This window comes from Streptomyces murinus, assembly GCF_002154555.1.
Lineage (GTDB): Bacteria > Actinomycetota > Actinomycetes > Streptomycetales > Streptomycetaceae > Streptomyces > Streptomyces murinus.
This window is the reverse complement of the sequence record NZ_MUNF01000052.1, coordinates 1-10982: the sequence shown is the minus strand read 5'-3', so window position 1 is coordinate 10982 and position 10982 is coordinate 1. Positions and strand designations below refer to the sequence as shown.

The window sequence follows — 10982 nt, the reverse complement described above, 5'->3', positions numbered from 1 at the left end:
GCGAGGCGGTCAAGAACCATGAGCGGGGCCTGGACGCGCTGTAGGAAATCGGCTCGTCCTACCGGGCCGTGGACGCGAGACTCGCCCCCATGACGAATGATCTCCGTGTGCGGCCCGCCCTGCCCTCCGATGCCCCCGCCCTCGCCGAGCTGCGCTGGGCGTTCAAGCGGGAGGACCACGGGGCGCCACCGGACACCGCCCGGCCCCCGGCGGAGGCCGAGCGGTGGATCCGTGAGCGGCTCGGCGGCGGGCAGTGGCTGGCCTGGGTGGCGGAGGCCGGGGGCGAGATCCGCGGCCATGTCTTCCTCGCGCTGGTGGAGCGGGTGCCGGAGCCTTTCGCCGACAACGACTCGCTCGGCTATGTGACCAACTTCTTCGTCGAGCCGCCGTACCGGAACCAGGGGGCGGGTACCGCGCTCCTGGACGCGCTGGCGTCGTACGCGCGCGGCGCGAGGCTGGAGACGCTGATCGTCTGGCCGTCGGAGCGCAGCGATCCTCTCTACCGGCGCTCCGGCTTCCAGCCCTCGGCGGAACTGCTGGAACTGCCCCTTCTGACCGCCGACGGTTCCACCCCCTAGAACACCTGTCCAATCTGTGGACGGACCGTGGCCACGGAGCGGACCCCGGTGCTACAAATGCGGCATGTCGGACACCGTTGCTCGATTCAGACGCCTGCTGTGGCGCTCTGTGGTCGGCGGGAGGCAGTGGAGCGTCGCCAAGCAGGTCTTTCTGCTTCAGGCGGCCCTCGTGGTGCTGCTGGTGCTCAGTGGCGTCCTCGCCCTCTTTCTCCAGTCCGAGCGGGACACCACGGCCGAGGCCCGGCGTCGTTCCGTCGCCGTGGCGGAGACCTTCGCCCACTCCCCCGGGGTCCTTCAGGCGCTGGCGACCCCCAAGCCCTCCAAAGTGCTCCAGCCGATCACCGAGGCGGGGCGCAAGGCGGCCGGGGTCGACTTCATCGTCGTCATGGACACGCACGGCATCCGCTATACGCACCCGATGCCGAGCAAGATCGGCCAGCGGTTCGTGGGCACCATAGGGCCGTCCCTCGCCGGGCAGACGTACACGGAGAGCGTGCACGGTCCGCTGGGCCGGGAGATGCAGGCCACCGTGCCGATCGAGGACGCGCACGGCAAGGTGACCGCCCTCGTCTCCGCCGGGCTCAAGGTCAAGAACGTCACCAGCGAGGTGGACCGGCAGATCCCGATCATCCTGACCGCCGGGGCGGGCGCGTTCGTCGTGTCCACCGGCGGCACCGCGCTGGTCGGGCGGCGGCTGCGGCGGCAGACGCACAGCCTCGCCCCGGACGAGATGACCCGGATGTACGAGCACCACGACACGGTGCTGCACTCGGTGCGCGAGGGCGTCCTCATCGTCGGTGACGACGGCCGGCTGCTGCTCGCCAACGACGAGGCCCGCCGCCTGCTGCGGCTGCCGCCCGACGCCGAGGGCAGCCATCTGTCCGAGCTGCCCGGACTCGACCCCGAGACGGTGGAGCTGCTGGCCTCCGGGCGCGAGGCCACCGACGAGGTCCTGTTCGCCGGGGAACGGCTGCTCGCCGTCAACCAGCGGCCCACCGACCACGGCGGCGCCCCTGGTGGCACCGTGGTGACCCTGCGGGACACCACCGAGCTCCAGGCACTCTCCGGGCGCGCCGAGGTCGCCCGGGAGCGGCTGAAGCTCCTCTACGACGCCGGTCTCGGCGTCGGCACCAGCCTGGACGTACGGCGCACCGCGGAGGAGCTGGCGCGGATCGCCGTACCGCGCTTCGCGGACTACGTCACCGTCGACCTGGACGACGGCATCCTGCACGGCGAGGAGCCCGCCCCGACCGCGGCGACCCTGCGCCGTATCGCCGTGCACGGCATCCGGGGCGACCATCCGCTGTACGAGCAGGACCGGCTGATCGACTTCAAGCCGTTCACGCCCCAGGCCCGCGGCTACGGCTCCGGACACTCCGAACTGGTGCCCGATCTGGCCGCCGCGACGGACTGGCGGGCGCAGGACCCGGAGCGCACCGAGAACATCCTCGAATACGGCATCCAGTCGCTGATCTCGGCCCCGATCCGGGCCCGCGGGGTGGTGCTGGGCATCGCCAACTTCTACCGGGCCAAGCGTGACCCCTTCGACGAGGAGGACCTGACGCTCGCGGACGAGCTGGTGGCCCGTGCCGCCGTCAGCGTCGACAACGCCCGCCGCTACGCCCGTGAGCACACCCTGGCGGTCACCCTCCAGCGCAGTCTGCTGCCGCGCGCCCTGCCCGAGCAGAGCGCCCTGGACGTGGCCTACCGGTATCTGCCGGCGCAGTCGGGGGTGAGCGGGGACTGGTTCGATGTGATCCCGCTGCCGGGCAGCCGGGTGGCGCTGGTGGTCGGCGACGTCGTGGGGCACGGGCTGCACGCCGCGGCCACGATGGGCCGGCTGCGGACCGCCGTACACAACTTCTCGACCCTCGATCTGCCCCCGGACGAGCTGCTCAGCCATCTGGACGACCTGGTCGGGCGGATCGACCAGGACGAGGGGGACGGGGAGGACTCGGACGCGATCGTGGGGGCCACGTGTCTGTACGCGATCTACGACCCCATCACGCGCCGGTGCGCCATGGCCCGCGCCGGGCATCTGGCGCCCGCGCTGGTGCATCCGGACGGCAGCGTCACCTACCCGGAGCTGCCCGGCGGTCCGCCGCTTGGCCTCGGGGGCATGCCGTTCCAGACGGCGGAGCTGGAGCTGGCCGAGGGGACGCAGCTGGTGCTGTACACGGACGGGCTGATCGAGGACCGCACCCGCGACCTGGACGAGGGCCTCGAACTGCTGCGGCGGGCGCTGGCCGGGCACCCCGACCGCACCCCGGACGCGAGCTGCGGGGCGGTCCTTGAGGAGCTGCTGCCGGAGGGTCCCAAGGACGATGTGGCGCTGCTGGTGGCGCGGACCCGGGCGCTCACCTCGGACCAGGTGGCCGACTGGGACGTACCGGCCGATCCGTCCGCCGTCGCGGGGCTACGGCGGGCCGTGACGGAGCGGCTGGAGGAGTGGGGGCTGGAGGAGCAGGCGTTCGGCATGGAGCTGGTGCTCAGCGAACTGGTGACCAACGCGATCCGGTACGGCTCCGGGCCGATCCGACTGCGGCTGATCCGGGACCGTGCGCTGATCTGCGAGGTGGCCGACGGAAGCAACACGTCGCCGCATCTGCGGTACGCGGCGACGACGGACGAGGGCGGGCGGGGGCTGTTCCTGGTCCAGCAGATGACGGAGCGGTGGGGGACGAGGTATTCGCCGCAGGGGAAGGTGATCTGGGCGGAGATGGCGCTGCGGGGGGCGCCGCCGGTGATGCCGGAGCTGACGCTGGATTCGTTTGACGCGATCTGAGGGCGGGTTCGCGGCGATGGGGGTGGAGGTGCGCTGCCGGGCGCGGGTGCATTGTGGCTTGACCCTCGGGGAGGGGTCGGCGTGTTCGTGGCGGCGAGCGGCCTCGCGGGGGCGGTCGGCACTGGCTGTTCGGGGAGTCTGTAGGTTGCGGGCGCGGTCTTGACCAGCAGGTATTCGCGTGCCCAGGCGCTGAGGTGTTGTGCGAGAGTGCTGTGTCGGCCGACGCGCGGGGCGGATCAGTTGCGTCTGCCGGCCGGTGGGCCGACGACGGTGGTGAGCTGGAGTTTGGTCTCGTCCTCGCTGCCCGGCGCGGCGGTCATGATGACGATCTTGAGCTCCGTGTCGCCGTCGGTCAGGACATCGCAGTCCACCGTGACCGGGCCCACCGACGGGTGATCGACCCTCTTGTGGATCTCGCGGTTCGCGGTCACCTCTCCCGTCGCCCACAACTCGGCGAACCTCTCGTTGCCTGCGTTCAGGTCGCGGACCAGCGCGGCCAGGCGGCTGTCCCGGGGAAAGCGGCCGGTGGCGCGGCGCAGATCGGAGACGAGGGCGGCGTCGGCGGTGTCGGGGTCCGTCTCGGTGACCGGCCACAGCGCGAGGGGGGTGTGATCGACGTCCACCGGGAACCTGTCGCGGGCGAAGTTGCGCATCCGCGGCGGCGAGGCCAAGGGGTCTCCCAGCAGGGCGGCCCACCCGTGGTTCCACCACACCAGTTGCCAGTCCGCCGCGAACACGGCCACCGGTATGTCTCCGAGGCGGACGAGTACCCGTTGCATACCGGGCGGGAGATGGTCGCAGATCATGCCGTCCGCCGGCGGCACGATCTGGGCCAGCCGGTAGAGGTGGTCCCGCTCGGCGGTGGACAGTTGGAGAGCGCGCGCCAGGGACGCCACCACCGACGCCGAGGGTGTCGTGGCCCGCCCCTGCTCCAGGCGCACGACGTAGTCGACCGACACTCCGGCCAGGTCGGCCAGTTCCTCGCGCCGCAGCCCGACAGCCCGGCGCTTGCGGACGACCGGCAGCCCAGCGGCTGACGGGGGCAGCCGGTTCCGCCACGTGCGGATCATCGCGCCCAGCCCAGCTCCGGGGGGTGTCGTCGTCATGTTCTCCATCGTCCCGCGTCCCCGATCACATGCGGGGGCGCGAGGGTGGTACTGGCCTTCCCACCGTCGAAGCGTGCCTGGTCCGGCTCCCTCGTCAAGGCAACCATCGAAGGCATGACGATCACTTTCATCACCGGAGCCAACAAGGGCATCGGCCGCGAGACCGCCCGCCGCCTCATCGCGTGCGGTCACACCGTTCTCCTGGGAGCCCGCGACCGTGAGCGGGGTGAGGAGGCAGCCGCCGCGCTGGGCGCACGCTTCGTCCCTGTCGACGTGACCGACGACGCGTCCGTGGCCGCTGCCGCCGCGGACGTCGCCGAGCACGAGGGCAGGCTCGATGTCCTGATCAACAACGCGGGGGTCCAGGGTCCCTTCGGTGATCCCGGCGACCTCACCGCCGCGGACGCCCGCGCCGTCCTCGACGTCAACGTCATCGGCGTGGTCCGCACCACCGCCGCGTTCCTGCCGCTGCTGCGCCGTTCGGACGACCCCGTGATCATCAACGTCAGCAGTGGCATGGGCTCTCTCGCCTTCACCCACGACCCCGGCCGGTCCGAGTCGCACGTCGTCGTGCCGCTGTACGCCTCCTCGAAGGCGGCGCTGACGATGTTGACCACGCAGTACGCCAGAGGCCTCAAGGGCATTCGCGTCAACGCCGCCGACCCCGGCTACACCGCGACCGACATAAACGGTCACAGCGGCTCCCAGACCGTCACCGAGGGCACGGACGCGATCGTCGCCCTCGCCACCGAGGAGCCTGGTGCCGGCACCGGACGCTTCATCGACCGCCATGGCGAGATCGCCTGGTCCTGACACCGACGGTCCGAAGACTGCCGCCTCCGACCAGCGTGAGAACCTGGGGCAACCGTCACGCCCCCACCCGGTGCCCCCGGCCAGCAGCTTGGCGCGGGGGTCGCCCCAGCGGTCGCCGTCCTTGGCGAACACGTCCCGCCCGCGTAGCGAGCGGTGCAGATGCTCCAGGACGCAGAACGAGTACGCGGCCTTGTCGACCAAGCCGTGCGGCACGTTGGGATCGGCGAACACCAGCCGCCGCCATGAGCCCGTCACCAGATCGGCGGCGACCTCTTCGGCGCCGACCTTCTTGCGGCCGATCAGATCCGGGAGCCGCTTGAAGGCCCTGAACGACTTCGGCGCCGGCTTCGACGGCGCCGAAGTCGGTGATCTCGACCAGGAGGCGGACGAAGCCACGCACCGTGCCGTATCGGGCTACCAGCTCGGCCCGCCATTCCCCGTCGTCGTCACCATCGGTGTCCGGGACCACCGAGGCGATCGTGGCGAGCGCCTCGGCCAGTTGCTCGCGCGGCACGACCTGCTCGATTGCGGACCACGCGTCGGCCACGGAGACGAGTTCGCCGGTGTCGGTCGCGGGCGGCGTCGTCATCAGCACGTCGACCGCTGCGGCGACCTTCTTCGCGGCCTTGCGCAACTGGGGCAGGGCTTGGGCGTCGTTGCCCATCCGCTCGGCCTTCGCCAGCAGCTTGGTGGCCATCAGCGCACGCAGCAGATCGAGCGCGTCATCCACCGTCGCGGTCTCCAGGTGCCGCACGGTCGCCGGCAGCGTCGCGGTCTGCCGCGTGACCTCCAGCCGCTTCAGTGTCGGCGCCTTCGAGGCCAGCCCGTACCGGGCCAGGCTGGTCATCCGCGCGGCCGGAACCCGTCCGGCATCCACCGCGCCGGCCCTCAGGCCCCGCACCTCGCGGGCGCGGTCCAGGGCCAGTTCCATGGCCTTGCCAGACACCCGCATCGGGCCCAGCCGCAGCCGCTCCAGCTCCGACACCCGCTTCTTCTCCGGGCACCTCCAGCAGCCGGACCATCTCGGTCCGCAGCTCGTACGGCACCACCTCGTACAGCGCGGCGTGCAGCCGGTCATTCTCCTCCTCGCGGAGCGCGGCCACCATCCGGGCCGGCGATGTCACACCCGGCAGCAGCACCCGGATGTTCACCAGCCACACCACCGCCCGGTCGAACAGGGCCCGCGGCCCCTCCAGCGACGACCACACCCGCGCCGCCAGAAACTCCCGCAGCTCCGCCTCCCCAGCCGCGAAGTCCCGGTAGCCGTAGGTGCCGCGGATCTCCCACGCGTGTGCGTACACCGTCTGCGCGCGCGTCCCGTACTCGGCGAAATGCTCGTCGTCGAGACCGAGCTGCTCGGCGACAAACCGCACCACGGAGGCCGACACCGCCGTTGGGTCCTCGGTCAGGAAAGTGCCGAGCATCCGCACCGTGCCCCACTGCACCGCCCACCCCAACCTCGTAGCCGAACGGCGCTTCGCCCGAGCGAGCTCCAGGGCCCTGGTATCCAGGCGGAAGAACTGTTCCAGCTCCCCGGGTGAGGGTTCCGTGGCGAACCGGCCATAGCGGGCCTCTTGCTCAGCAGACAGGTATTCAACAGGCACGACCAGGAACGTAGAGCCCGCTGACCAGGCAAAACGGGCACATCACCGAACCGGAATCAAGATCGCTTCGCTACCGCTCATTTCCGTTCGGATACTCCCCGAGGGTCGGCTGGTCGCGCAGTTCCCCGCGCCCCCTGCGGGGCACGCGCTTCGGGGCACGAATGAGGGCCGCACCCCCGTTGCCGGGGATGCGGCCCTCAACTGCTCCCGCTGATCGCTTACTTGCGGATCAGGCTGCGCAGCACGTACTGCATGATGCCGCCGTTGCGGTAGTAGTCGGCCTCACCGGGGGTGTCGATGCGGACGACCGCGTCGAACTCGACGCCCGTGTCGGTGGTGACCTTGACCGTGCGCGGCGTGGTGCCGTTGTTCAGCTCGGTGACACCGGCGAAGGAGAAGGTCTCCTCGCCCGTCAGACCGAGGGACTCGGCCGAGGTGCCCTCGGGGAACTGGAGCGGCAGGACGCCCATGCCGATGAGGTTCGAGCGGTGGATGCGCTCGTACGACTCGGCGATGACGGCCTTGACGCCGAGGAGCGCGGTGCCCTTGGCCGCCCAGTCACGGGACGAACCGGAGCCGTACTCCTTGCCGGCCAGGACGACCAGCGGGATGCCGGCGGCCTGGTAGTTCTGCGAGGCGTCGTAGATGAAGGACACCGGCGCGTCGGCCTGGGTGAAGTCGCGGGTGTAGCCGCCCTCGGTGCCCGGCGCGATCTGGTTGCGCAGGCGGATGTTGGCGAACGTACCGCGGATCATGACCTCGTGGTTGCCGCGGCGCGAGCCGTAGCTGTTGAAGTCGCGGCGCTCCACACCGTGCTCGGTGAGGTACTTGCCGGCCGGGGTGTCGGCCTTGATGGCACCGGCCGGGGAGATGTGGTCGGTGGTGACCGAGTCGCCCAGCTTGGCCAGCACACGGGCGCCGGTGATGTCGGCGACCGGGGCCGGCTCCATGCCCATGCCCTCGAAGTAAGGGGGCTTGCGCACGTAGGTGGACTCGGCGTCCCACTCGAAGGTGTTGCCGGTCGGGACCGGGAGCGACTGCCACTGGGCGTCGCCCGCGAACACGTCCTGGTAGGACTTGTTGAACATGTCCTCGCCGATGGCGCTGGCGACGACCTCGTTCACCTCGGCCTCGGAGGGCCAGATGTCCTTCAGGTAGACCGGGTTGCCGTCCTGGTCGGTGCCCAGGGCGTCACGGGTGATGTCCACCTTCATGGAGCCCGCGATGGAGTACGCGACGACCAGCGGCGGGGACGCCAGGTAGTTCATCTTGACATCGGGGTTGATACGGCCCTCGAAGTTCCGGTTGCCGGAGAGGACCGAGACGACGGCGAGGTCGTGCTCGTTGACCGCCTTGGAGACCTCCTCCGGCAGCGGGCCGGAGTTGCCGATGCAGGTGGTGCAGCCGTAGCCGACCAGGTTGAAGCCCAGCTTGTCCAGGTACGGCGTGAGGCCGGCCTTGTCGAAGTAGTCGGTGACGACCTTCGAGCCCGGGGCGAGGGTGGACTTGACCCACGGCTTGCGGGACAGGCCCTTCTCGACCGCCTTCTTGGCGACCAGGGCGGCGCCGATCATGACGTACGGGTTGGACGTGTTGGTGCAGGAGGTGATGGCCGCGACGGTGACCGCGCCGTGGTCGATCGTGTAGGTCGAGCCGTCGGCGGCGGTGACCTGGACCGGGTTGGACGGGCCGCCGTTCGGGTGGATGGCCGGGGCGTCGGAGGCCGGGAAGGACTCCTGGCCCGCCTCGTCCACGACGTCCACGTAGTTGCGGACGTCCTGCTTGAACTGCTCGGCGGCGTTCGCGAGGACGATGCGGTCCTGCGGGCGCTTCGGGCCGGCGATGGAGGGGACGACCGTGGAGAGGTCCAGCTCCAGCTTCTCGGAGAAGTCCGGCTCGGCCTTCGGGTCCAGCCACAGGCCCTGGGTCTTGGCGTACGCCTCGACCAGCGCGACCTGCTGGTCCGAACGGCCGGTCAGACGCAGGTAGTTGAGGGTCTCGTCGTCGATCGGGAAGATCGCGGCGGTGGAACCGAACTCCGGCGACATGTTGCCGATGGTGGCGCGGTTGGCCAGGGAGGTGGCGGCGACGCCCTCGCCGTAGAACTCCACGAACTTGCCGACGACGCCGTGCTTGCGCAGCATCTCGGTGATCGTGAGCACGAGGTCGGTGGCGGTGGTGCCGGGCTGCAGCTCACCGGTGAGCTTGAAGCCGACGACGCGCGGGATCAGCATGGAGACCGGCTGGCCGAGCATGGCGGCCTCGGCCTCGATGCCGCCGACGCCCCAGCCGAGGACGCCGAGGCCGTTGACCATGGTGGTGTGCGAGTCGGTGCCGACCAGGGTGTCGGGGTAGGCCTTGCCGTCGCGGACCATGACGACACGGGCCAGGTGCTCGATGTTCACCTGGTGCACGATGCCGGTGCCCGGCGGGACGACCTTGAAGTCGTCGAACGCGGTCTGGCCCCAGCGCAGGAACTGGTAGCGCTCGCGGTTGCGGCCGTACTCCAGGTCGACGTTCTGCTTGAACGCGTCGGCGGTGCCGAACTTGTCGGCGATGACGGAGTGGTCGATGACCATCTCGGCCGGGGAGAGCGGGTTGATCTTGGCCGGGTCGCCGCCGAGGGCCGCGACGGCCTCGCGCATGGTGGCGAGGTCCACGACGCAGGGCACGCCGGTGAAGTCCTGCATGATCACGCGGGCCGGCGTGAACTGGATCTCCTGGCTGGGCTGGGCCTGCGAGTCCCAGCCGCCGAGGGCGCGGATGTGGTCGGCGGTGATGTTCGCGCCGTCCTCCGTGCGGAGCAGGTTCTCCAGCAGGACCTTGAGGCTGTACGGCAGGCGGGCCGAGCCCTCCACCTTGTCCAGCCGGAAGATCTCGTACGACTCGTCGCCCACGCGCAGCGTGCTGCGGGCGTCGAAGCTGTTCGCCGACACGACAGTCTCCTTCATTGATGTGCGCGTACCACCGTCAATCCTGCCGCCACGCCGGTTTGGCCGGTCCAGTAAGGTCAGGCTAAGTTAGGCTTGCCTTACTGGAGTGGCGGCTACGGTGCGCCTCGGCAGATATCTCGATGTCGAGATAACTCTAGTACATGGGTGCCGGATGGTCATGCCGGGGCCGCCTTCGTGACGTCCTTTGCCGATACTCTCTCCGGTCATGCGAGCCCTCTTCCCAGGATCCTTCGACCCGGTCACTCCAGGGCACCAGGACGTGCTGCGGCGCGCGTCCCTCCTGTTCGACGAGGTCGTGGTCTGCGTGATGTTCAACGCGCACAAGACCGGGCGCTTCCCCGTCGCCGAGCGGCTGGAGCGGCTCCGCGCGGCGGCGGACGGACTGGGCAATGTCACGGTCGACTCGCACACCGGCGGGCTGCTGGTCGACTACTGCCGCGGGGCCAGGATCGATGTCGTCGTCCGCGGGGTGCGGGACGCCAAGGATCTGGACTACGAGATGCCGATGGCCCGGATGAACCATGAACTGGCCGGGGTGGAGACGTTCTTCCTCCCCGCGGATCCGGCTCTGGCCCATGTCTCCTCAAGCCTCGTCACCGCGATGGGCCGGCACGCGGGGAGCGACAACTAGGTGGGCGACAAATAGGGCATGTGCCTGCCGGTGGCCGGAACTGTGGCTTCCGCCATGGCCCGAGGGGCCGGGCGCTGATGGGATGCGCGGATGCGCAATGCCTCCTCACTTCTTCCGGGCGTCGTCCCCGCCGTCGCCGCGCTGCTGTTGCTCACGGCGTGCGGGACCGAACACGCGGGTGTTTCCGGCGCGGCCGGGTCGGGAGCCGCAGCCGGGTCCGGGTCCGGGTCTGCGGTTCCGGTCGATGAACCGGCCGTGGACGGTGTCCGGATCACCTCGGTGACGATCCCCACCGCCACGCCGAGCCCCACTCCCTCCGACCACATGGTGCACGCCGACCCGCTCCCGGCCGCCGACTCCGGGATCTCGGCCACCTATGAGGTCACCAACAGCGGCAGCCAGGCACTGACGTACACGGTGCTGTTCGACTTCACCACGGACAGCGGCGCGGTCATGGGCAACCACTCCGAGACCGTGCGCTCGGTCGCCCCCGGCGCCACGAAGCGCGGCA

General features: G+C 70.3%; 7 protein-coding genes and 2 pseudogenes. 5 read left to right on the top strand and 4 right to left on the bottom strand.

From position 1 onward, the window contains the following. Positions 1-89 precede the first annotated feature (89 nt). Positions 90-578 (top strand): GNAT family N-acetyltransferase, encoded by a 489-nt coding sequence (locus CCN72_RS04035; protein WP_086806348.1) that lies wholly within the window; start codon positions 90-92, stop codon positions 576-578. 64 nt (positions 579-642) lie between these two features. Then, a complete protein-coding gene (locus CCN72_RS04030; RefSeq protein ID WP_086806346.1) occupies positions 643-3363 on the top strand; it encodes a SpoIIE family protein phosphatase in 2721 nt (906 codons plus the stop codon). A gap of 236 nt (positions 3364-3599) precedes the next feature. Here the strand turns inward: CCN72_RS04030 and CCN72_RS04025 are convergent, their stop codons facing one another. Then, positions 3600-4478 carry a helix-turn-helix transcriptional regulator gene (locus CCN72_RS04025; RefSeq protein WP_167408640.1) on the bottom strand — a complete coding sequence of 293 codons (879 nt, stop codon included), beginning with the start codon at positions 4476-4478 and terminating at the stop codon, positions 3600-3602. Between the two features lie 105 nt (positions 4479-4583). Here CCN72_RS04025 and CCN72_RS04020 point away from each other — a divergent pair, with 105 nt between their 5' ends. Continuing rightward, positions 4584-5282 carry an SDR family NAD(P)-dependent oxidoreductase gene (locus CCN72_RS04020; RefSeq protein WP_086806345.1) on the top strand — a complete coding sequence of 233 codons (699 nt, stop codon included), beginning with the start codon at positions 4584-4586 and terminating at the stop codon, positions 5280-5282. A gap of 55 nt (positions 5283-5337) precedes the next feature. Here CCN72_RS04020 and CCN72_RS04015 read toward each other — a convergent pair whose 3' ends face one another. From CCN72_RS04015 to acnA, 3 genes and pseudogenes are all read right to left on the bottom strand, one after another. Continuing rightward, positions 5338-6267, bottom strand: coding sequence for a hypothetical protein (locus CCN72_RS04015; protein ID WP_143664037.1), 930 nt, complete (start codon positions 6265-6267; stop codon positions 5338-5340). A 121-nt stretch (positions 6268-6388) separates the two neighbouring features. Further along, positions 6389-6886: pseudogene (locus CCN72_RS41635) on the bottom strand (DUF4158 domain-containing protein); the annotation flags it as partial. A gap of 218 nt (positions 6887-7104) precedes the next feature. Beyond that, complete coding sequence (gene acnA / locus CCN72_RS04005; RefSeq protein ID WP_086806342.1) at positions 7105-9822, bottom strand: aconitate hydratase AcnA; 2718 nt, start codon at positions 9820-9822, stop codon at positions 7105-7107. Positions 9823-10045: 223 nt separating this feature from the next. On the opposite strand from acnA, the gene coaD reads away from it, so the two are divergent. Together coaD and CCN72_RS03995 are read left to right on the top strand one after the other, a co-directional pair. Beyond that, on the top strand, positions 10046-10471 hold the full coding sequence (gene coaD, locus CCN72_RS04000; protein WP_086806341.1) for a pantetheine-phosphate adenylyltransferase: 426 nt from the start codon (positions 10046-10048) through the stop codon (positions 10469-10471). Positions 10472-10726: 255 nt separating this feature from the next. Then, positions 10727-10982, top strand: a pseudogene (locus tag CCN72_RS03995) (DUF4232 domain-containing protein); the annotation flags it as partial.

What these genes read in the sequence shown, in the direction of transcription:
- CCN72_RS04035 (WP_086806348.1), top strand. Translation starts at nt 90, where the DNA reads ATGACGAATGATCTCCGTGTGCGGCCCGCCCTGCCCTCCGATGCCCCC.
- CCN72_RS04030 (WP_086806346.1), top strand. Translation starts at nt 643, where the DNA reads ATGTCGGACACCGTTGCTCGATTCAGACGCCTGCTGTGGCGCTCTGTG.
- CCN72_RS04025 (WP_167408640.1), bottom strand. Translation starts at nt 4,478, where the DNA reads ATGGAGAACATGACGACGACACCCCCCGGAGCTGGGCTGGGCGCGATG.
- CCN72_RS04020 (WP_086806345.1), top strand. Translation starts at nt 4,584, where the DNA reads ATGACGATCACTTTCATCACCGGAGCCAACAAGGGCATCGGCCGCGAG.
- coaD (WP_086806341.1), top strand. Translation starts at nt 10,046, where the DNA reads ATGCGAGCCCTCTTCCCAGGATCCTTCGACCCGGTCACTCCAGGGCAC.